The 21,402-nt window shown below is 54.0% G+C and carries 23 protein-coding genes and 1 tRNA gene; 3 read left to right on the top strand and 21 right to left on the bottom strand.

Annotated features, from left to right (window positions below; translation table 11 throughout):
* Positions 1 to 9 precede the first annotated feature (9 nt).
* Complete coding sequence (locus TU92_RS20985) at positions 10 to 735, bottom strand: class I SAM-dependent methyltransferase (RefSeq protein ID WP_112169142.1); 726 nt, start codon at positions 733 to 735, stop codon at positions 10 to 12.
* 43 nt (positions 736 to 778) lie between these two features.
* On the opposite strand from TU92_RS20985, the gene gloB reads away from it, so the two are divergent.
* A complete protein-coding gene (gene gloB, locus TU92_RS20980) occupies positions 779 to 1,534 on the top strand; it encodes a hydroxyacylglutathione hydrolase (protein WP_112169140.1) in 756 nt (251 codons plus the stop codon).
* A 69-nt stretch (positions 1,535 to 1,603) separates the two neighbouring features.
* Positions 1,604 to 2,992 carry a murein transglycosylase D gene (gene mltD, locus TU92_RS20975; RefSeq protein WP_112169138.1) on the top strand — a complete coding sequence of 463 codons (1,389 nt, stop codon included), beginning with the start codon at positions 1,604 to 1,606 and terminating at the stop codon, positions 2,990 to 2,992.
* A 74-nt stretch (positions 2,993 to 3,066) separates the two neighbouring features.
* On the opposite strand, the gene TU92_RS20970 is transcribed toward mltD, so the two are convergent.
* Together TU92_RS20970 and TU92_RS20965 are read right to left on the bottom strand one after the other, a co-directional pair.
* Positions 3,067 to 3,867, bottom strand: a complete 801-nt coding sequence (locus TU92_RS20970; protein ID WP_112169159.1) for an endonuclease/exonuclease/phosphatase family protein — start codon at positions 3,865 to 3,867, stop codon at positions 3,067 to 3,069.
* A gap of 189 nt (positions 3,868 to 4,056) precedes the next feature.
* Positions 4,057 to 5,232 (bottom strand): MFS transporter, encoded by a 1,176-nt coding sequence (locus TU92_RS20965; RefSeq protein WP_112169136.1) that lies wholly within the window; start codon positions 5,230 to 5,232, stop codon positions 4,057 to 4,059.
* Between the two features lie 107 nt (positions 5,233 to 5,339).
* On the opposite strand from TU92_RS20965, the gene yafC reads away from it, so the two are divergent.
* Entirely contained in the window at positions 5,340 to 6,236 is an 897-nt protein-coding gene (gene yafC / locus TU92_RS20960; protein ID WP_112169135.1) for a DNA-binding transcriptional regulator YafC, read from the top strand.
* A gap of 389 nt (positions 6,237 to 6,625) precedes the next feature.
* On the opposite strand, the gene TU92_RS20955 is transcribed toward yafC, so the two are convergent.
* From TU92_RS20955 to TU92_RS20870, 18 genes are all read right to left on the bottom strand, one after another.
* Positions 6,626 to 7,315 carry a 4'-phosphopantetheinyl transferase superfamily protein gene (locus TU92_RS20955; RefSeq protein WP_112169133.1) on the bottom strand — a complete coding sequence of 230 codons (690 nt, stop codon included), beginning with the start codon at positions 7,313 to 7,315 and terminating at the stop codon, positions 6,626 to 6,628.
* Positions 7,316 to 7,318: 3 nt separating this feature from the next.
* On the bottom strand, positions 7,319 to 8,548 hold the full coding sequence (locus TU92_RS20950; protein ID WP_112169131.1) for a beta-ketoacyl-ACP synthase: 1,230 nt from the start codon (positions 8,546 to 8,548) through the stop codon (positions 7,319 to 7,321).
* Positions 8,545 to 9,276, bottom strand: a complete 732-nt coding sequence (locus tag TU92_RS20945; RefSeq protein ID WP_112169129.1) for a 3-ketoacyl-ACP reductase FabG2 — start codon at positions 9,274 to 9,276, stop codon at positions 8,545 to 8,547. Before TU92_RS20945 ends, TU92_RS20950 begins: the two co-directional genes overlap by 4 nt.
* Positions 9,273 to 9,752, bottom strand: coding sequence for a hotdog family protein (locus TU92_RS20940; protein ID WP_112169127.1), 480 nt, complete (start codon positions 9,750 to 9,752; stop codon positions 9,273 to 9,275). The genes TU92_RS20945 and TU92_RS20940 overlap by 4 nt, the downstream gene beginning before the upstream one ends.
* A complete protein-coding gene (locus TU92_RS20935; RefSeq protein WP_112169125.1) occupies positions 9,749 to 10,921 on the bottom strand; it encodes a beta-ketoacyl-[acyl-carrier-protein] synthase family protein in 1,173 nt (390 codons plus the stop codon). The genes TU92_RS20940 and TU92_RS20935 overlap by 4 nt, the downstream gene beginning before the upstream one ends.
* Position 10,922: 1 nt before the next feature.
* Positions 10,923 to 11,498, bottom strand: a complete 576-nt coding sequence (locus TU92_RS20930; RefSeq protein ID WP_112169123.1) for a DUF3261 domain-containing protein — start codon at positions 11,496 to 11,498, stop codon at positions 10,923 to 10,925.
* The gene (locus TU92_RS20925) at positions 11,495 to 13,801 is read right to left on the bottom strand and encodes an MMPL family transporter (protein ID WP_112169121.1); all 2,307 of its coding nucleotides are present in this window, start codon (positions 13,799 to 13,801) and stop codon (positions 11,495 to 11,497) included. The genes TU92_RS20930 and TU92_RS20925 overlap by 4 nt, the downstream gene beginning before the upstream one ends.
* Complete coding sequence (locus tag TU92_RS20920) at positions 13,791 to 14,396, bottom strand: LolA family protein (RefSeq protein WP_112169119.1); 606 nt, start codon at positions 14,394 to 14,396, stop codon at positions 13,791 to 13,793. The genes TU92_RS20925 and TU92_RS20920 overlap by 11 nt, the downstream gene beginning before the upstream one ends.
* Entirely contained in the window at positions 14,393 to 14,836 is a 444-nt protein-coding gene (locus TU92_RS20915) for an acyl-CoA thioesterase (RefSeq protein WP_112169117.1), read from the bottom strand. Before TU92_RS20915 ends, TU92_RS20920 begins: the two co-directional genes overlap by 4 nt.
* 1 nt (position 14,837) lies before the next feature.
* Positions 14,838 to 16,559 (bottom strand): glycosyltransferase family 2 protein, encoded by a 1,722-nt coding sequence (locus tag TU92_RS20910; RefSeq protein WP_112169115.1) that lies wholly within the window; start codon positions 16,557 to 16,559, stop codon positions 14,838 to 14,840.
* Positions 16,556 to 16,900, bottom strand: coding sequence for a 3-hydroxyacyl-ACP dehydratase FabZ family protein (locus TU92_RS20905; protein WP_112169113.1), 345 nt, complete (start codon positions 16,898 to 16,900; stop codon positions 16,556 to 16,558). Before TU92_RS20905 ends, TU92_RS20910 begins: the two co-directional genes overlap by 4 nt.
* Positions 16,897 to 18,267: an AMP-binding protein gene (locus tag TU92_RS20900; RefSeq protein WP_244207850.1), complete on the bottom strand. Its 1,371-nt coding sequence runs from the start codon at positions 18,265 to 18,267 to the stop codon at positions 16,897 to 16,899. Before TU92_RS20900 ends, TU92_RS20905 begins: the two co-directional genes overlap by 4 nt.
* Positions 18,234 to 18,812: a COG4648 family protein gene (locus TU92_RS20895; RefSeq protein ID WP_244207849.1), complete on the bottom strand. Its 579-nt coding sequence runs from the start codon at positions 18,810 to 18,812 to the stop codon at positions 18,234 to 18,236. The genes TU92_RS20900 and TU92_RS20895 overlap by 34 nt, the downstream gene beginning before the upstream one ends.
* A gap of 5 nt (positions 18,813 to 18,817) precedes the next feature.
* Complete coding sequence (locus TU92_RS20890) at positions 18,818 to 19,072, bottom strand: acyl carrier protein (protein WP_112169111.1); 255 nt, start codon at positions 19,070 to 19,072, stop codon at positions 18,818 to 18,820.
* Between the two features lie 10 nt (positions 19,073 to 19,082).
* Positions 19,083 to 19,340: a phosphopantetheine-binding protein gene (locus tag TU92_RS20885; RefSeq protein ID WP_112169109.1), complete on the bottom strand. Its 258-nt coding sequence runs from the start codon at positions 19,338 to 19,340 to the stop codon at positions 19,083 to 19,085.
* Between the two features lie 3 nt (positions 19,341 to 19,343).
* Positions 19,344 to 20,108, bottom strand: coding sequence for a lysophospholipid acyltransferase family protein (locus TU92_RS20880; protein ID WP_112169107.1), 765 nt, complete (start codon positions 20,106 to 20,108; stop codon positions 19,344 to 19,346).
* Positions 20,109 to 20,155: 47 nt separating this feature from the next.
* On the bottom strand, positions 20,156 to 20,881 hold the full coding sequence (locus tag TU92_RS20875; protein ID WP_112169105.1) for a beta-ketoacyl synthase chain length factor: 726 nt from the start codon (positions 20,879 to 20,881) through the stop codon (positions 20,156 to 20,158).
* Between the two features lie 444 nt (positions 20,882 to 21,325).
* Positions 21,326 to 21,402 (bottom strand) — tRNA-Asp (locus TU92_RS20870).

Raw genomic sequence — 21,402 nt, 5'->3', positions numbered from 1 at the left:
CTGCCTTACTTAGTCCCGATGATCTTTTCGATAATTCCGGGTCGCACCGACGGCCTGCGGGATTTTCTGCTTGTGCGCAGGCACCTTTTTGGCGGTTGGCGTCAGCGGGAAGGTGCGCTTGCGGGCGATGATCAGCGTCATACAGCCCAGCGCGGGCAAATGCGTGCTCAGCAGTTTCCCACCGTTCTTTTTCCACGGCAGCACATGAAAGCGCCGGTGAACCATCACTTCGTAATTTAATAATGAAAGCCAGTCGAGCAGACGCATCTGAGTAAACAGGCGGCTGGTGTAGGGCTGACGTTTGCGAAAAAATGGCATCAGCTTGCCAAGCCCCAACAGACTCAGCGGATTAAAGTTGCTCAGCACTATCCAGCCGTCATCGATAAGTACCCGATCCACTTCACGCAGAATGCGGTGAGGGTCTTCGGCATAGGCCAACGTATGGCTGAGCAGGCAGGCATCCACGGATTTCGCGGCAAACGGTAAATAATAGGGATCGCCCCTGACATGCAGCCCTTCACCCTGCGAGGCAAAATTCACCTGATGCGAGATAGGACAGGCTTCGGCGTTGAGTTCGGCACTTAATGCGCCGATTTTCAGCAGGTGAAAACCGTACAGTTTCCCCCACCAGGGTTGCAGTTGTTGCTCAAGCGCGGCACGGTAGTAGTCGCCGCACGGGATTTCATCCCATGAAGCCGGAGCAACAATGTTCTTACGGGCGCGGGCTGGTCGCATATTTTATTATCTTCTTTCAAGCAGTTGCCAAAGAGAGGTTGCCATGAATCTTATCAGTATTCCTGCGTTACAGGACAATTACATTTGGTTGCTCGATGACCAGCAAGGGCATTGTCTGATCGTTGATCCGGGCGAAGCTGCACCGGTATTAGCCGCGCTGAAATTGAAGAATTTAACCCCCACGGCCATCTTGCTGACCCATCATCATCATGACCATGTAGATGGCGTAAACGAGATTTGCAGCCACTTTCCTGCTGTAAAAGTGTACGGACCTCACGAAACTGAGGATAAATTTTGTCAGATTAGTCTTAAAAATGGCGAAAAAATGGAAATCGGCGGTCTGGAATGGCAGATCTTTGCTACGCCAGGACATACCTTAGGTCACATTTCATACTATAGCGCCCCTTATCTGTTCTGCGGAGACACGATGTTTTCCGCCGGCTGTGGCCGTTTGTTCGAAGGAACACCCGAGCAAATGTACCAGTCGTTTCAACGGTTAGCTGCACTGCCTGATGAAACATTAGTCTGCGCTGCACATGAATATACTCTCTCAAACCTTAAGTTTGCGCGGTCGGTTTTACCCGACGATGATGATATTCATTCTCATGAGCACAAAGTGCAACAAATGCGTGAAAAGGGGCAATCTTCCCTGCCTTCAACCCTCGGTCTTGAGCGTAAAATTAACGTGTTTTTACGTTGTGATGATGTTGATTTACAAAACAAATTAAACCTTAACGATCCGTTAAAACCTGCCTGGGGTGTTTTTGCCCATTTAAGGGCTCTCAAAGACAGCTTTTAAACCCAAAGGTTGTGTTTTTCGCGCAAGCAAAGTATTATCGCTCGTCTTTTAAGCAACTATGACACACACATGAAGGCATATGCGATCCTAATAATCGCCTCCATGTTGCTTACGGGTTGCCAGGCGTCCAGGCAGGGCGCGCAAGAACCCGAGCAATATGCGCAGAGTTTGTCTTCAGCAAGTCAAAGTGAAGAAGCAAGACAGTTCACAGGTGATGGCCGAGCGGCCTCTGGGGGATGGTTGAATGGAAACGACGCCGCCTCTCAGCAAAATTTGTGGAACTTCATTGGCGACGAGCTGAAGATGAAGGTTCCGGATAACCCCCGGATCCGCGAGCAAAGAGTTAAATATTTAAAGCAGAAGAGCTATCTCCACGATGTAACATTACGGGCAGAGCCGTACATGTACTGGATCACCGAGCAGATTAAGAAACGTAATATGCCGATGGAACTGGTACTGCTACCCATAGTGGAGAGCGCTTTTGACCCCAGAGCAACTTCGTCAGCTAATGCTGCCGGGTTGTGGCAAATTGTGCCAGAGACGGGTCGGAACTATGGTTTGAAACAAAACCAGTGGTATGACGGACGCCGCGATGTTGTGGCTTCGACAACTGCTGCGCTTGATATGTTACAACGCCTGAACAAGATGTTTGGTGGTGACTGGTTACTGACAGTGGCTGCGTATAACAGTGGTGAAGGTCGCGTGATGCAAGCGGTTAAAGCGAATAAAGCAAAGGGACTCCCGACTGATTTTTGGTCACTGTCGCTTCCTCGTGAAACGACGATTTACATCCCTAAGATGCTGGCGCTTAGCGATTTGTTAAAAAATAACAAGAAGTATGGAATTCGTTTGCCGAAACCGAGTGAAGACCGCGCACTGGCGCGTGTTGAAATCGGACAGCAGATGCAATTGACACAAGCGGCGGAAATGGCTGGTATGTCCCTGACCAAGCTTAAGTCGTTTAACACTGGCTACAAGCAGAATGTAACCGCGCCGAATGGCCCGCATTACATTGTTCTGCCGATGGCGCATGCCAACCAGTTAAAAGATTCTCTGGCTGATGGCGATATCGCCGCAGTGCAGAAAACTCAACTGGCCAGCAACACTCCGTCAGGTGCAAAACAGTACAAGGTTCGCTCCGGCGACAGCTTGTCCAGTATTGCAGCCCGGCTGAATGTGAAGTCTCGTGATCTACAGCGTTGGAACAATTTGCGCTCAGCAGGCGCGTTAAAAGTTGGGCAAACACTGCAGGTGGCGGATAACAGCGTCAGTAATACCAGTGTGAACGGTGGCAGCATCACGTATCAGGTACGTAAAGGCGATTCGTTGTCGAGCATTGCCAAGCGTCACGGCGTCAACATTAAAGATGTGATGCGCTGGAACGCGACAGCGGACAACCTGCAGCCGGGTAAAAAGCTAACGCTGTTTGTTAGCAACAAAATGAGCCCGGAGACCTGACAGGTTCCGACCATAAAAAAGCACCCTGAACATTCCGGGTGCTTTTTTTTATGCTTTTTTTTTGCAGGATGCGGTTACTGAATTAACGGTGTACCGGCCAGAAACTCCACCCGCAGCGGGTTATGGTCTGAGGCGCGGGTTTCCATCACCGAGGCGTTAGTGACGCTTAGGTCGCGATAGAAGATGAAATCCAGTGGCCTGCCAAAGGCGCGTTTACGGTAATCGGCAGGGAAACGCACTTCCTCCAGATGAATATTCCCCGCAAAGCCGAACAGCGCGTTAATACGCTGCTTGCTCCAGGCGTTGAAATCCCCCGCCATGATCACCGGCCCTTTATGGTTAGCGATCTGTTCGCCAATCGGCTCGAGTTGCTTGCTGTAAACGTCGATACCCAGACTGAAATTCACCGCGTGAATGTTCACAACCATCAGTAAACGACCGTCTAGCAGCGGATACACGGTGACGAGTGCCGATTTAGCGAGCCTCAGGAGTGGCTCACGCTCACGCAACGGGCAGCAGTAGACCGGATGTGCCGCAGACAGCGTCATCACGCCAGAGGGATGCTGAGGCAGCATGAACGCAGGCACCTGATCGGCGGCCAGATAATTGGACGTGGCGTAGCGGATCAGTTCCGGCGTAGTTTGCGCCTCCTGAAGTAACACCAGTTGGGCATCTTTGCCGAAATCCCGCAATACTGACAGCCAGTCAGCACGCTGTTGTTTGAAGATATTCCACACCATGACGTGCAAAATATTCGAGTTGGGCAGCGCCGCGCCCGGCGGCAAATCCGGCCCCAAATGTGCGAGGGCTCCCGGAAAGATTTGCTCAGCGGGCTGACCTGCGACATACCTCATTGCATATGTTTTTTTTCGCACGCTAATCGCCTGTTCACCCATTTTATTGATGCTATGTGAGAGACGTTCTCTCAGCGAAAGTTCAGTATACGCCCGCAAAAGCTCAGGCCAAATCTGTTTACACTGGTATACAACTTGTCCATATCTACAGGCTAGCATAAAAAAACGGCCCGCCAGAGGCGAGCCGTGATAACACTTAACATAGAGAGATCAGGCGAGTGCCGGTTTCCCCTTTTTATCTAAATGTCCGCTCAGGCGGATGAGCAGCAATGCGCCGAGCACAATGACCGCGCCAATCCACGGCGTTTGCACCAGCCCAAGCGTTGACACCACTTGCCCGCCGATCACCGAACCTAATGCGATACCAATGTTAAACGCGGCGATATTCAGCCCCGAGGCCACGTCCACGGCGTTTGGTGTGACCTCTTCGGCTTTCTGCACCACGTAAACCTGTAATCCCGGCACGTTAGCGAAGGCGAAGATGCCCATCAACATCACCGTGATCAACGCCGGAATGCCGAAACCGGAGGTGAACTGGAAAACCAGTAATATCAGGGCCAGCGCAGTAAAGATGATCGTCAGGGCTTTTACTGCACCGTGGCGGTCCGCCAGTTTACCTCCCCAGATATTGCCGATGGCGACAGAAATCCCATACGCCAGCAGGATCCAGCTCACCATGCCTGCCGAGAACCCGGCCTGCTCCTGCATCATCGGCGCTAAATATGTGAAGGTGGTGAACACGCCGCCGTAGCCGAGTGCAGTGACCGCATATATCAGCAGCAGGCGTGGATTCATCAGCACTTTTAGCTGATCGGCAATACGCGCTGCCGGTTTGTTCTTGATGTTATTGGGCACCAGCATCGCGCTGGCAATAATCGCAATCACGCCAATCATCGATACTGCGAGAAAAGTTTCGCGCCAGCCAAAATGCTGGCCGATAAATGTCCCGAGCGGCACGCCGGTGACCAGTGCGACGGTCAGGCCGCCAAACATCAGCGCAATCGCCGACGCGGCTTTTTCTTTCGGCACCAGACTGGTGGCGATAGTCGCGCCAATTGAGAAGAACACGCCGTGCGCCAGTCCGGTCAGCAACCGTGCCATCACCAGCGTGTGGTAATTCGGAGACTGCCACGCCATCAGATTGCCGAGCGTGAACAGCACCATCAGGCCGATCAGCAGAGCTTTGCGCGGTACGCGGCCAGTGAGCGCAGTCAGCACCGGTGCGCCAATCGCCACGCCGATGGCGTAAATTGAAACCAGCAAACCGGCGGATGGCACGGAGACGCCCAGTTGCTGCGCGATAGTCGGGATCAGCCCGACGATAACAAACTCAGTCGTTCCTATAGCAAACGCGCTGATGGTCAGTGCTAATAGTGCAAGCGGCATAACCTTTACTCCACAATGAATTTCGATTCGATGGCGGCGATTATGGGCTTGTGCTTAAATGACAGAAATAGCCAAAGTATCAAATTATTTATGCTGGAGTAACAACAATGCGAGCCAGTTCTGAAGAGTTGTTGACCTTCGTCACCGTGGTGGAAAGCGGCAGTTTCAGCCGCGCAGCAGAACAACTGGGGCAGGATAATTCCGTGGTCAGCCGGACGCTGAAACGTCTTGAACAAAAGCTCGGCATCACCCTGCTCAACCGCACCACGCGCCAGATCAGCCTGACACACGAAGGCGAGCGGTATTTCGTCCGCGTGCAAAAAATCCTGCATGACATGGCCGCCGCCGAAGATGATTTGCTGGAGAACCGCGATGATCCGCAGGGATTGTTGCGCGTCGATGCCGCGACGCCGGTCATCCTGCACGTCATCACGCCGCTGGTGGCTGAATTTATTGAACGTTTCCCGAAAATGTCGCTGGCGCTGTTTTCTTCAGAGAGCAATATCAATCTGATCGACCACAAAGTGGATGTCGCGATCCGCGTCGGCGAACTCGAGGATTCGAGCCTGAGGGCCCGCAAACTGATGCTGAGCTACCGCAGCGTACTCGCCTCGCCCGCCTACCTGAAAAAGTGGGGAACGCCACAGAGCGTGGATGAGTTGCTAAAGCATCGTTGTCTGGGCTTTAACGAAGTGCTGGCGTTGAACAAATGGCCGCTGCTGTGCACCGACGGTCAGCAGCTGACCATCGCGCCGTTTATCAGCTCCGGCAGCGGCGAGACACTGCGCAGGCTGTGCCTGGAGGGCAACGGCATCGCCTGTCTGTCGGATTTTATGACCGAAGAGGATGTACAGCGCGGGGATTTAGTGAAATTACTGGTGCCGGAGGTTATGCGGATTGCGATGCCGCTGCATGCGGTGTATTACAGCGACCAGACGGTGAGTACCAGGATCCGGTGTTTTATTGATTTTCTGAGCGAAAAGCTCGCTAAAGCTGATAAGTAATCGTACTTGATTGCGAGTTCCGGGCAATGGTGGGCTTTCAGGCAGTTCTGCTATTGCCACAAGTTCACCCGCTCAGATCATTAGTAAAAACAAACACTAAACCCTTTGCAAAAAATGGTGAGATGGCGCGATCAAAAAAACCTGCCGAACGGAGCGGCCTGAAGACCTGTGGCTTCAGGACCGAGAGAGGGAACCGCGCAGCGGCAGGGTTTTGCGCCACACGCGGAAGTCACAGAACACGTCCATCGTTCCAGCGACAGCGCGTGTTTGAAAAAGCGGGGAGAGATCCAAGAGAGGGAAAGCACTTCCCTCTCTTGGTCGGTTTCGGCACGAAAAGCAAAGTGATCACTGCAAGTGAGAAACCGAAACATTCCCGCTCCCCTGAGCGCTCAACGCGCAATATCAAATTGCGCCCAGACGCGCTGAGTCTGAGAAATAAGCAATCCCGATCCCACATCAAACCCATATTCCTCCGGTGCCATCACTCCTTCCGGAACGGCGACGGCGGTCATCACCGCGCCTCTGACCCCACACCATAACCGGCTGTCGGTGTCCGGTTGAGTAGTAAATTTCCCGGCGGCGGGGTCGAGGCGGATCCGGTCCATCTGCCAGACGCTGCCGCCCTGCTGTTTCAGCCACGCCTCACGCAGGCACCATAGCTGCCAGAATGCCGTCTGCGGGCTAGCCTGCCCGAGCAGCCATTGAAATTCGGTGTCACTGAAAGCAGCCTGTGCGATATCCAGATAGCGCGGACGCGGGCGCATTTGCTCGACATCACACCCGGTTTCCCCGGCGGCGCAGAGCACCAGTTGCAGGCAATTTTTACTGTGGCTGAGAGAAAAATAAGGAAAAGAAGGATCGACAAATGACGGTTTGCCCTGCGGCGAAATTTGCATCGCAGGCAGCATTTCGCACCCTGTGAAAGTGAATATCGCTTCGGCCAGCAACGCCCTGCCCGCCAGCCATTGCTGGCGGCGGGCGGAGTTCATGCCTTCACTTTGAACGATAAGATCATCAGGCAAGCGTGACAGCGAAAAGCGGTCATCCAGCGAGGCGGTAACCAGACGCGCAGTATTCATGCGTTACGGCCAGCGGCGGAAAACCAGCGACGTGTTAATGCCGCCGAAGGCAAAGTTATTCGACTGAATAAATTCAGTCTGAATATGCCGCGACTCGCTCATGATGTAATCGAGTTCGCCGCACAGCGGATCCGGCTGCGTCAGGTTAATAGTCGGTACAAACCGGTCTTCACGCATCATTTCCAGCGACATCCAGGCTTCCAGCGCACCACAGGCGCCAAGCGTATGGCCAAAGTAACTTTTCAGCGATGAAATTGGCGTCCTGTCGCCAAATACCGCCGCCGTTGCCTGACTTTCGGCGATATCCCCGCGATCGGTTGCCGTGCCGTGTGCACTGATGTAACCGATCTCAGCCGCCGGAATACCGGCGTTTTTCAGCGATTTTTCGATACAAATTTGCATGGTCGATTGCTGTGGCTGCGTAATATGTGCTGCGTCGCAGTTAGTGGCAAACCCGACAATTTCGGCATAAATCGTCGCACCGCGCGCCTGTGCATGTTCGAGAGATTCGAGGATCAGTGCGCCTGCGCCTTCACCAATCACCAGACCATCGCGCTGTGCGTCAAACGGACGCGGTGAGCGTTCAGGATGATCGTTCTGCTGGCTGGTGGCGAATAAGGTATCGAAGACAGCCGCTTCCGACGGACACAGCTCTTCTGCGCCGCCTGCCACCATTACGGTCTGGTAACCGTGTTTGATGGCTTCATAGGCGTAGCCGATGGCCTGACTGCCCGAAGTGCAGGCGCTGGACGTCGGGATCACCCGCCCTTTCAGGCCGAAGAACAAACCGGCGTTCACCGCCGTGGTGTGCGGCATCATCTGCACATACGTCGTGCCGGTGATGTTGTTGGTATGCTTTTCCGTCAGCATGGTCGCGAATTCGCTGACCGGCCCGGTGCTGCCGGTGGACGAGCCAAACGCAATGCCGGTTTCGCCGTCGGTCAGGATCGGGTCATCGAGCAAACCGGCCTGTTCCAGCGCCAGTTCGACCGCGCGGGTGGAAAGCAGCGAAACGCGTCCCATCGAGCGGATGCGTTTTCGCGTGTAATGCGCAGGCACCACGAAATCATCGACCGGTGCGCCGAGATGCGTATTCAGCCCCTGATAAATCAGCCATTCGTCCATGTGGCGAACAGCATTGCGGCCCTGTAGCAGGCGAGCACTGACGTCGGCCCAGTGGTTGCCAAACGCCGTAATCCCTTTCATCCCGGTGACCACCACACGATGCGTCATACCATGCCTCCGTTGATGGAAATCACCTGACGGGTAACGTAACCGGCGATGTCCGACATCAGATAGCTGGCCAGCCCCGCAACTTCCGCGGCGTTGCCCATACGCTTAAGCGGGATCATGCTCATGGCGGCGTCGAGCCCCGGTTTTTCCATGTCGAGCATGCCGGTATCAATCAGCCCCGGAGCGATGCAGTTGACGGTTATTTTGCGTTTCGCCAGCTCCAGCGACAGCGCTTTGCAGGCACCGATAATGCCCGCTTTGGCCGCGCTGTAATTGACCTGTCCGCGGTTGCCGGTGATACCTGAAACCGAGGAAAGCGCGATAATACGACCGCCCTGACGCAGGCCTATCATCGGCATTACACAGGGATGTAAAACGTTGTAGAAGCTGTCGAGATTGGTGTGGATCACCCCGTCCCAGTCTTCGTCAGTCAGCGCCGGAAACGCCGCATCACGGGTGATGCCCGCATTATTTACCACGCCGTAATACGCGCCGTGAGCCTCGATATCCGCCTCAATAACCTCGCGGCACTGCGCGCGGTGACTGATGTCAAACTGCACAATGCGCCCCTCACCGCCGGATTCGACGATCTGTTGCAAGGTACTTTCGGCGCCTGTTTTATCGCTGTGGTAGTGAATCGCTACCAAAAAACCGTCTTTCGCCAGCTGAATGGCAATGGCTTTGCCGATCCCTTTGCTGGCGCCGGTGACTAATACTGAACGCGTCATTCCTGCATCCCCTGAGTTAATTTTATTATTTCATCCTTGTCTGGCTGATACGTATTCAGCCGTCCTTTGGCAACCTGTAGGTTGTCTTGTTTGCCCTTAATACTGATAACACCTTCAAAGCTCGCGATTTTTTCATCGCGTAATACCATGGATACGTCGATCACTAATTCACTGCCCGCCGCAAATTCGGGCACAGTGCATTTCAGCCCGCGCCCGCCGAGCAGCATGCCTAACTGCGGCGATTCGCCGGAGTGCGCGCCATGCCAGCCACTCCACACGCCTATCGTCTGTGCAATAAGTTCGAGAGCGTACCAGGCAGGCAGCGCGCCCTGCGCATTGAGAAACGGCGCCAGCACGCTGTCTTTCGAAACGTTCACGCTGCACCGTGCAGTTTCAGCGGTGACTTCAATCACGGTTTCCAGCAGCACCATCGGCGCGGCATGAGGCAAGAATTGCGCAGCGTGTTGAGTGCTCATGACGGCCTCCCGATCAGAATGCTGGCATTGTTCCCGCCAAAGGCGAAGGAGTTGGACAGGATAACTGGTTTGATGAGCGGCTCTCCGGCTTCTGCCAGCCAGATGTCCGGCAGGCTTGCATCCCGCGGCGTCAGCGCAAAATCCTGATGCGGCAGACTAAGATTATGCGTAATGATAAGCCAGCTCAGCGCCGCCTCAGTCGCGCCCGCCGCTCCCAGGGTGTGGCCGGTGAGATGTTTGGTCGAACTGCACGGCGTGCGGTCACTGAACAAACGATGGATGACGGCGGCTTCCACCTGATCATTAAGCGGCGTCGCGGTGCCGTGGGCGTTGATATAACCCACGTCATCCGCATTCAGTCCGGCCATATTCAGCGCCATGTTGATCGCACGCTCAGCCCCCAGCCCTTCCGGGTGCGGCGCAGACATGTGCCACGCATCGGAAGATTCGCCCACTCCCAGCAGCGCCACATCCGCCGGTTCCCTGGTCAGCAGGATAAGCGCAGCGGCTTCCCCAATATTAATGCCGTCGCGGTTTTGCCCGAACGGCGTACACCGCCCGTGCGACAAGGATTCGAGACTGTTAAAGCCGTTGATCGGCATCCGGCACAGGCTGTCTGCGCCCCCGACGATTGCCGCATCCACCAGCCCGGATTCGATCAGCCGCTTTCCGCTGATGATGGCCCGCGCGCTGGACGAGCACGCCGTGGAAAGCGTGTAAGCCGGTCCGCTCAGATCCAAAAATTCAGCCATAAACTGCGAAGGATCGCCGAGCTCCTGTTGGGGATAATCATAACCCTGTGGGAATTCACCGTGCTGATGAAAATAGCGCACGGCCTCTTCACCCTCGGAAATCCCGGACGTACTGGTACCCATGATCACCGCAACGCGATCTTTGCCGTACTGCGCGATCGCCGCCTGGATTTGTGTTTCGATCTGCGCCAGAGCGGCCAGTAAAAGCTGATTGTTACGGCTGCGGTGCGACAGGAGATCGGCCGGGATCGCGGGCAGATCGGCGGTGACCGCGCCGAGCCAGATCGGACGGTCTTCCGTCAGCCAGCCTTCCTGCAAAGTCATACCCGGCGAACTGCCCGTCGTAAGGCTTTGTGCAATCTGCGCAACGTCATTGCCCAGCGCATTCACCATGCCCACGGCCGAAAAGTAAATCATGTTAGTCACCGACATTCTGGATGGTTATCTGGTAGTGAAAAGCCTGTTGGGCGATCGACACGGGCTGACGCGTGCTGCCCTTCGGCAGGTAATCGATGCGTGTGATCGTATTGCCGTGGTTATCCAATAACGTACGGCGCAGCGGTTCATCTTTCAGTTGCCAGCCTGACGGCAACAGCGGTTGCCAGCTTTCTGCCGGCCAGTAGCTGAACATAATATCGGCCAGAACCTGATTTGCTGGAGGTAAACCGTCAATCTTTATCGCCTGTTCGGTGTGGATCCCCTGTTGATCGTAGACCACTTTGAACAGGCGGATCCCAAGCGGGGAGAGACCCGCCAGCTGCAATGATTTTCCATCGGCGTTTAGCAGAACCAGTAACGACTGCTGTTTGCCCTTCACGGTGGCGGTCAGCAGTTGCTGTTGATTCACCGGTGTTGCCAGCTGCGGCGACGGTAATTTCACCTGCACGCCGGGTTTCAGCCAGGCCTGCGGCAGCGTCTGTGCGGGAGGAGGAGTCGCACAGCCGCTGAGAGCCAGCATCAGAAAAGCCAGTGCAGGGAAAGTGAATCGGGTCATTTTTTACGTCCTCTTTTTTTAACCGGCAGGGTCAGCGGCGAAAGCAGGAAGGCAGTCAGAATGCCAAAACTCAGCACGATACCGAAACTGCTGATCGCCTGCGTGGCGCTGAAGACCAGCATCCCAAAGGTCAGCAATGTGGTCACGACGGCCATAAAAATCGCAAACATCGATGTGGTCGGCGTCCCGCGCGGATTGGTGAAGAACAGCGTGTAATTGATGCCAATCCCCAGCACCAGAATCAGCGCCAGCAACGAAAACAAATTAAGACTGTGGCCGCTGTAGCCCAGCGCCGCGACGCCCATGGCCAGCGAAAGAACGGTTGGCACCAGACAAATCAGCCCGTGTGGCAGGCGAAAGCGCCAGAGATACATCGCGGCGATCACCGCCACCGCCAGACCGAGTAGCCAGGTCAGATAGACTCGGTACTGGGAAAAGAGACTGCTAAATTCGGTTTTGCGGTCGATCCAACCAGTACCCTGCACCGACGCCGCCAGTGCACCCATCGCGGCGCTGTCTTGTACGCCGTTCACCGGGATTAATGTGGCGCTGCGGCCATCGGGCAGGGAAAGCCATAACAGGCGCCACCCCTGACTGACGACGCTGTTAAACCACATCCGGGGATCCAGAGTTTGCGGGCTGAGATCGGGCGTCGATACACTGACACCCGCCTGTTGTAACTGTGTCACAACCTGTGGCGCGCGCTGTCTGAGCAGTGTTAAATCACGATTCTGTTGCGCCTGCGACGGCAGCCCGATCATCCGGTAGCCGTCGATCACGCCATCGGCTTTGGCCTTCGCCAGTTTCGGCCTTAACGCTTCGAGGCGTTGCAGCGTTTGCTCCGCGTTATCGCCGTACACTACCAGCCATTTCTGATCGTTGGTCTGACCGGTCAGCGCGGCAATTTGCTGTTCCTGCTGCTGTAACGCGGCGGGCAGGGATTGCAAATCGGCAATATCATCATTCACTTTTAGTTGTGCCATTCCGCCTGCCGCCAGCAGGAAAATGGACACCGGCAGACCGATGCGCACCGCGTTGCGGCTACGCCACGCCAGAAGCCAGCGGAAGATCAGCGCCAGCCCCGGCGTCGGGCCAACTGGCAGACGTTTCGACAAATAGGGATACCAGCACATCACGGTAATACAGGCGGCGCTCAGCCCGGCAGCGGCAAACACCGCCAGCTGCTGCAGGCCGGGGAAGGGTGCAATCAACAGCATCAGATAAGCGGCCACCGTGGTCAGCAGCGCCATCGATAACGCCGGAAACAGCTTTTTCAGGCTTTCCAGCGGCGTAGTGTTTTCACCGTGGACTCGCCGCTCAGTGAGGAAGTACAGCGTATAGTCGGCAGAAATTCCGACGATGCTGGTACTGAGCACCAGCGTCATCACGTGGATTTCGCCAAACACACCCAGCGTAAAGACCGTGCCTGCGAGCGCGCCAATCGCGATGGAAAGCAGGCTGAGCAGCATCGGCAGGATCGAGCGGAACATCAGTAAGATCAGCAGGAAGACACCGACAACCGACGCAGCACCGATGGTGGAAAGATCGTGTTCAGCCTGCTGGCTGGCGTAGTTGCTGTAAAAGATCGTGCCGCGCGCCAGCACTTTCGCACCCGGCCAGCGGGCTTCAAAAGCCTGCTTTACCGCATTCAGGCTGGCAACGGTTTTCTTGCCGGTGGTGATGTCGTACGACGAGGCTTTCAGTTCGCCATGCAGCAAATACCAGCTGCGCCCCTGTTTGTCGCGGGCCATCAGCCAGCCTTGATCGAGCGTCATGCCGCCACTGTTTTGCTGCTGCGCCATCTGCGAGGCACGGACCAGCAACAGCGGATCGTTGGCCAGCTCTTTCCCGCTGACACCAGCAAACGCGGAATACACCTGACCCAGGATCCACTGGCTTTGCGCTTGCGCGCCCGTCGTTAAGCGCTGGCGGGTGGCTTCGTCGAGCAAAGCATTGCGGTGCTGATAGAAGAATTTGCCCCATTCCTGCTGGCGCTGCGTGTCCATCGGCCCTTCGACCTGACTCAGTTCAGGCAGGTCCCGCAGCTGTTTCAGCCAGTCGTTGAGCGGTGCAACGCCCGCCTCCGGCGGCGGGCTGACCAGCCACATCAGCTGGCGATCGAGGCGCTGCGTAAAGCCATCAGAAATGGCATGTGGAATATTTTCTCCCTGCTGCTGCGGTAAAAGCGCCAGCACGCTGCTGTTGATCTGGCAGCGTGGCAATAGCCAGAACAACGCCGCCACCAGCAGCGCAATAATCAGCAGCCAGCCTTGTGCCGCGCGGCGATGAAGATCAGGACGCAAAATGGCGTTTCTCTTCATCGGTCAGCGTGGCTGGCGACGTTGTCTGATTGAAGAAGCGGATGTGCGTCGCGTCGCCCTGCATATCATTGATATCAATATTGTTCAGGAACGTTTCCCCATGTAGCTGGATGCTGCGGAACAGGCGGTTCAGCGGCGAGACTTTCGGGGTCAGAATTAGCGTCCATGCGCCCTTTCCAAGGTCAGTAAAGCCGAGCGTGAAGTTTTGCTCCAACACGCGACGGTCGGCATGAAAAAGCGCACTGAGCAGCGAGTTGAACTGGAACATCTGCGGGTTGGTGTCCGCCGTAACGACCTGCGGATCCTGTCCGGCCATGATTTGCACCATGCGGCTCTCGGTCAGTAATAAGGTCAGGCTGAAAGGTTTATCCTGCTGCCACCACAACCCCTGCTGCTGGGCGATAATCAGATTCCCGCTGGAGTTCAGCGGCTGCGCCATCCCGCTGATCGTCCGCTGCTGGGCAAATTCGGTGCGCAAAACCGGCACCTGGCTGAAACGCTGTTGCAAATCTTCCAGCGTGACCGCCTGAGCGGTGATGCTAAAAAGGGTTAGCAGAATAAGCAAAAGCGATCTCACAGGCTGACTCCCGTTTTATCGAACAAAACCTGCGGGGAGACGAAACACATCTCTTTAGTTTGCGCATCCACCGCCACCTGCAAGGTGTAACCGGTTGTCGTGCGTTTACCCGTTTCGATATCAAAGATCTGATAGCCGATCCGCAAACGATTTTCGATCTCTTCCAGCTGCGCGCGGACTTCAATGCGTTGTTCAAATAACACCGGCGCGATGTATTTCAGGCGCGTGTCGACAATCGGCCAGACGTAGCCAGAGGCCTGCATCTGGCGGTAACCGTAGTCGAACTGTTTCAGCAACTGCTCGCGGGCAATTTCCAGATAACGGAAATAATTACCGTGCCAGACGACGCCCATTGCATCAGCGTCATGAAAAGGCACGGTGATTTCAACACGGGTGGAAAAACGCGGCTCGTTAAAACGGGGATCAAGTTTGGACGTCATATCAGTCAGGTTTCCTGTCAGAGGCATCATCCGCGGGATGCTGCCAGAAATCATAAAAATTGAACCAGTCATGAGGCGCAAGCAGGCTGTAATGCTCCAGACGTGCAGCGAAGCAGTCAACCGCCTCCTGCAATGCCGGCAGACGATGAGCTCGCGGAAGGATAAGCGGGTCGGCAAAAGACTCACAATAAATATGCAGACGCTGTTGCTGCATGATGCCAAATATCAGCATGACCGGCGCACGCAATGCGGCGGCCAGAATAAAAGGCCCTTGCGCAAAGGCGGCTGGCTTACCCAGAAAATCACTCCAGATGACGCGGGAATGATCGCCCCGCTGGTGCGAACTGGCAGACGTACGGTCGCCGACAATCGCCACCCATTCTCCGGCATCGAGCTTTTCCTGCAAAAGGATGGCGGTATCCGGCCCCATCTTGCTCACCTGAATCAGATTCACCAGCGCCTGCGGGTTGATCTCTTTCATCACCTGATTAAAGCGTTCGGCATTATCGGTGAAAACCAGTGCATTAACGGTTATCTGATAATTAAGTGCGCCTATCGCGCGGCAGGATTCGATATCGCCCAGATGAGAGGCCAGGATCAGCGTGCCGCGACCGGAGGCAATATGCGCTTCGCAAATTTCAGGATGCACCAGCACCGCATCGGTCAGGGTATTATCGCCCTGCCAGCTCGCCAGTTTACTCAGCATTGATTCACCAAATCGCATGAAATGCCGGAAGGTGCTGAGCGGATAAGGCAGCGTGATATTACGCTGTGCAGCTGTTTCGCGAATGCGGTCGAGATAGCGGGCGGAGGCCGTGCGCTGAGTGCGGCCGGTCAGCCAGAAGTAGCCGATCACCGGGTAAAGCAGTACGCGAAAAGCGCGATAGCCAAGCAAGCGATAAACGTTGAGCATCAGACGGATGCCCCACAATCCCTGACGTTCCGGCGTCGCTGACCAATGTTCATTGTTCTGCGAACTTTGCCGCTGACGCAGTAAAAACGGTATGCGCGGCAGCATGCCAAAAAACAGCCGGGTGTGCATCCAGGAGATCTTAATGTTGTCTTTCACCGCATCAAAATGCGAAACGCCATCGGCGGGATAAGTCACCCGCGTCGGCAGGAAGCGGCTGCGTGTTCCCTGCCAGTAAAGGCGTACCATAATTTCCGTATCGAAATCCATCCGCAGCCCCAGACGGTGTTTCGCCATCAGCGCCAGACATGGCTTCAGAGGATAAACACGAAACCCGCACATGCTGTCTCTGATCGAGAAAGACAGAGTTTCCACCCACACCCAGAAATGGGTGACGTAACGACCATACAGCCGCGATTTGGGCACGCTGTCGTCATATACCGGCTGGCCGGAGATCAGACTATCCGGATGTTGACGGGCTTCTTCCAACATCGCGGGCACGTCTGACAGCTGATGCTGACCGTCCGCATCGACCTGGATGGCATGCGTAAAACCTTTCTCAGCGGCCAGCTGTAACGCGGCCATCACCGCCCCGCCCTTGCCCTGATTCGAAGGCAAACGCGTCAGGCTCATCCAGGGTGTTATCGCGGACAGACGTTCCAGTTCATCGGCGGTCGCCGCATCACTGCCGTCATCCACCACCAGACAGGGCAAATCGAAAGGCCGGAGACGTTCCAGCACATCTGCCATCATGGCGCCGTGGTTGTAACAGGGAATAATCAGGCAGGGAGAAAATTCATCTTGTTGGTTCATGGACATAGGATAATTTTCCCGCTGCTGGCGACCGCGTCGCCGAGACTGTAACGGAAAACCAGCCGATGTTTTTCTTTCAGCCAGTCGATTTGCACATTGACGATTTCACCGGGCAGTAATGGACGTTGAAATTTCACTACGTCCATACCGTAAAAAACCTTATCCAGCCCGAGAAACGCGCTGGCATAATCCATCACCCAGTTTACTTGGGTGACGCCGGGCAAAATCGGCGAAGACGGAAAATGGCCACGGAACCAGAATAAATCTGCTGAGAGCTGCAGTTGAAGGCTCAGGCTGGTGTCGCTGATTTTTTGCTGGCTCAGCACTTCAGGCATCATCATAAAAACATTTCCTGTAATTCAGCCGCAGCGCGTTTGCCTTGTTGGTTAAGAGGGATAGCCGGAACAATGCGCCAGTAACGCGGGATGGAAACCGGTGAAAGCCAGGTGCGCAGCGTCTGGCGCAGCGTGCCGATAAATGGGTTGTGTCCCAGCTCGCGCCGCTGCTCTTCACCGGCTGCGGTCAGAACAAGCACGGCAGCAACGCAGACCCGTCCCTGCTTTTCGAGCGTCAATGTGCAGGCTTCGGATACCAAAGCCAGTCCACACAACCGCTGTTCAATCTCATTTAACGAAACCCGCTGCTCAGCGATCTTCACTACCCGATCTTTACGGCCAAGCAGGTGGAATTGTCGCTGATCTGGCAGGATTTCGACCTCATCACTGAGGATGATACCCTCTGTTTGCGGGATCAGCGGAGACAGCAGGCTCAGAGTGCCGTCAGAGCGGTGGCTAAAATGTATATCGTCGAACAGCGTCCAGGGAACATCCGGCAGGCGATGCGCAATCACCCCGGTCTCGGTGGTGCCATAGATTTCTACGGGAACCGAACCGCAGGTGGCTTTAGCCAATACAGCGGCGTCGCGCGTCAGGGGTCCGCCTGCCGAAAAGATTTGCCGCAACTTTGCAGTTTCCAGTGAGGGATCAAGCCGTGTGAGAAATGCCGGGCTGCTGGTAAGCACTAAAGGATGGGCGCAGGCAAGCGTCTGCAACTGTTCGTGATATTCGATGCTTTTCGTATAAAAAGGCAGGCCGAGAGACAGCGGCAGCATAAAAGCGAATGTCAGGCCATACATGTGATGTGGGGCAACGGTGGCGGCGAAATACGCCCCTTCAAGATCTTCGCCCCAAAGTGTGGCGAGCCACTGACTTTCGCGTTCCAGGCAAGCTACCGGTTTAGTGATTTTTTGCGGTTTTCCAGTCGAGCCTGAGGTAAATAAAATCAGCGAGGCGTGCTGCGGCCATTCCGGCAAAGAAGAAGAAAAAGAGTCAGCGGTTTCGCAGGAAAATGACAGCGTCGGGCAATCTAGCTTAAGTGGAAGATCGGTGATCAGCGCGTCGAATTCATCCCGCTGTTCAGCCAGCACGGCTTGACGAAAATGGCCGGGCAACACCGGCGTTTTACTACTGTAGAGAAGCGCCAGCAGCGTAACGGCAAATGCATAGTTATCTTCCAGACACACCGCCCAGCGCAACGACGGTAAGGCCTGTAGTTTCGTGATAAGCGACAAGACATCACGACGGAATTCGCGCTGTCGCCATTGACGACCTTCGCTCCAGGCGACCAGATGATCATCAGCTCTTTGCGCACTTAGCCATTGATTCATTGGAAGCGTCATGACCGCTGCAGACGCTTTCTGACTGTCCATTCAATACCCATTAATAAGCCAATTAGCAGATAACTGATCCCGCCGTTATAAAGCGCCCACAGACCCACATCGCCGTTCAGGCAGGTATATAAAGCCAGAGAACCATTAAACACAAAGAAGATGCACCAGACTTGCGTGACGCGTCGGGTATAACTTACCCCTGCGGGCGGTAAATCAGGTTCACTGAGCCGGGCAAGGCGTTCCACAATGGATTGCCGGGCACCTAATGAACTGAAAAATAAAACGAACAGCAATAAATTCACCGCGACCGGGTAATACAACAACAGGGAGGTCTCACGTAACAAAACGCTGATGGCCACCAGCGCAATGCCCGCTAACGCAATCGCTTTACCAAAAAAAGTCAGCTGGCTGAGCTTTCCGCGAAAGGTCAGCAAACGCAGAATAAAAACGCTCCCAAGCAGCGGAGCAAGAATACCCATCCCCCAGGTTTTCAATCCGCACCAAACCGCTATCGGATAGGCAACTATCGCCAGGATAGTTACCCATCGGATAATTGAGGCGACAGAGTCCCGGGCCTTAGACACGTCAGTTACTCAGCGGGTGTGTTAAGTAACTCATCAATGGCATCCACGACGTCCTGAACGGTGCGCACTGACTTAAACATTTCTGGCTTAATCTTTCTGCCGGTGGTTTTCTGCAAATGAACAACCAAATCGACAGCATCAATGCTGTCCAATTCCAGATCTTCATATAATTTTGCATCTGGTTTGATATCACTTTCATCCACTTCAAACAGCTTGATTAATAACTCGCTAATCTGCTGGTAAATTTCTTGCTTCTGCATAGGACTCTCTTTAACCACGCTGCACTGATATAAACCGGGCGAGGCTTTCTACAGAATAAAAATGCTGGCGCATTTCCTGGCTTTCTGCCGAAAGGGTCACGCCGTATTGCTTTTTAAAAGCCAAACCTAATTCAAGGGCATCAATAGAATCGAGTCCCAAACCATCACCGAAAAGCGGCGCCTCTGTCTCTATCTCATCCGGCGTCATTCCCTCCAGATTGAGGGTCGTAATGATCAGTTCTTTTATCTCGTGACTTAATGAATCCATGACTTATTTCTCGTTATCTTGAATATTACTGCGCATCAACTCTGTGCGTAAATGCTGTGTCAGACGTCTGGCTGCTAAGGCCAGCGAAAGGTCATGGTCATCCATAAAATCCATTACTTTCACTTTATCGGCAATCGTAATGACAAATTCAGGTTTTACGGGCGGTATTTCATACCATTTCCCATGCTTAGTCAGCATGGGCGGATGGCAGGAGATATGCACAATCCGTACATCGCTCCCCGCTCGTAGCGCAATGTTCGCGGCCCCACGTTGCAGAGTCATCGGCTGACCGGGCAAAGAGCGCGTCCCCTCGGGGAATATTAATAACGTTCCCCCCGCCTGCAAACGTGCCTCGCACGCCAGTAACAAAGCATCCGAACCTGCATTCACCAAATATCCTGCTGCTTTAATAACGCCGCGCAAAAAAGGGTTCTGCAATAAAGCCTGCTTCACAATGCAGTCACAGCGTGGCATACGCGACGCGAGGATCACATAGTCGAGAAGGCTTGGGTGGTTTGCAACGACCAGACAACCGGCATCCTGCTCAAACTTATCATCGCCGATAAACCGATAATCCATCACACCAAACATCCGTAATCCGCCAAGGAAAAAACGGAAACTGTTACGAATACTGTTCAATGTCATACGGTGCAACCTCTCCGGCTGACGGACAATCAGCCGCAACAGGTTAAACCATATGATTGATAGCAACAGCCCGCCAATTCCGAAAAGCGCGAAAAAGAAGCCTGTCGCAGCCCATCGCCACATCCTGTTCGCAAGGGAAGAAATTTCGTAGGGTAATACAGAGATGTTTCTCACAAAGTTCGCACCCACTGCCAGCGGCGACGTTTATCCGCATCGACGTTAAAGTTAGGAGACGATGTAAGGTAACCCCGCAGGAATTGTAAGCTCTGAGGAAGGGTAACCGCATCAATATCATCCGGTGACGGTACGTTGCTACATTGCAATGTATCACCCGCGGTTAATATTATTCCTACAGCATAAGGTAAAAACTCAGAATTCACCGATTTGTCATACATCGGCGGTATTTCACCTTCGAAGTCAATCAACATTACCCGGCTAGCGCCGCCAGCGAGTATCGCTTGAGCTTCGAGTAACCCTTGTTGAAAACTGTCGTTACCTGCCGCCAATGAGGTGATCGGCAGCGGAACTTTGCTAATAATCGTCAGCCAGCCAGCGGCGGTATTATGTACCGACATCGAGAACTCTGTGGGAGAAGTCGATTGCTCATCGGCCAGAGCATGCAGGATTCGTCCTGTGCGCTCGAGCTCACCGTGACGGCTGGTAAAAATGGCAGCATCAATATTATTCGAGGCGAGTAATGAGAGCCCTGTATTCACAGCCAGTCGGCTACCGATACTCATACGCCGTGCAGACATCATTGGGATGTGGGGCGTTTTCGGTAATTCCCCGGAAAACATATTGATATCAGGCTGATTAGCCCACTGGATCCAGTTTTCACAACTGTCGATTCCCGCAGCGAGAGCCCGCCAGTCAAGTATATCCAGTGAGAATTTCATGATGAGTTATCTTTATGAATTTGCCGAGCTAAGACTCTATGATATTTGATTGCTCGTTGCATCTGCAATCTATCGTGCAGTCATAGCGGATCGAAAATTTCTTTAACGTGTTTCAATGCTGTATATATTATGACTGAATATTAGATTTTAAAAAACTGGATTATGACGATATATAGCGCGGATTACCTTTAATAATTAACCAAACCAATCATAAACAAGAGCGAATAATAATTATTATGAAATAGAAAAATAATCATTTTAATATTTAATTTGGCTTAATTTTTCGTAATCAGATAAGTAGTAGTCAGTAATTAGGGCAATATTGGTCAGATAATACTCAAAATAATGCGTGAGAATTGAAATAGAGAGGGAATGCATACCTTAAATCACGAAAAAAAAATGCAAAAAACCCTGAATCTTTCGATTCAGGGTCTGTGCAATTAGTGGCGGAACGGACGGGGCTCGAACCCGCGACCCCCTGCGTGACAGGCAGGTATTCTAACCAACTGAACTACCGCTCC

The sequence above is a fragment of the Rahnella inusitata genome (assembly GCF_003263515.1).
Taxonomy (GTDB): Bacteria; Pseudomonadota; Gammaproteobacteria; order Enterobacterales; family Enterobacteriaceae; genus Rahnella; species Rahnella inusitata.
Note: the sequence above shows the minus strand (reverse complement) of the source record. Positions and strands in the feature narration are given on the sequence as shown.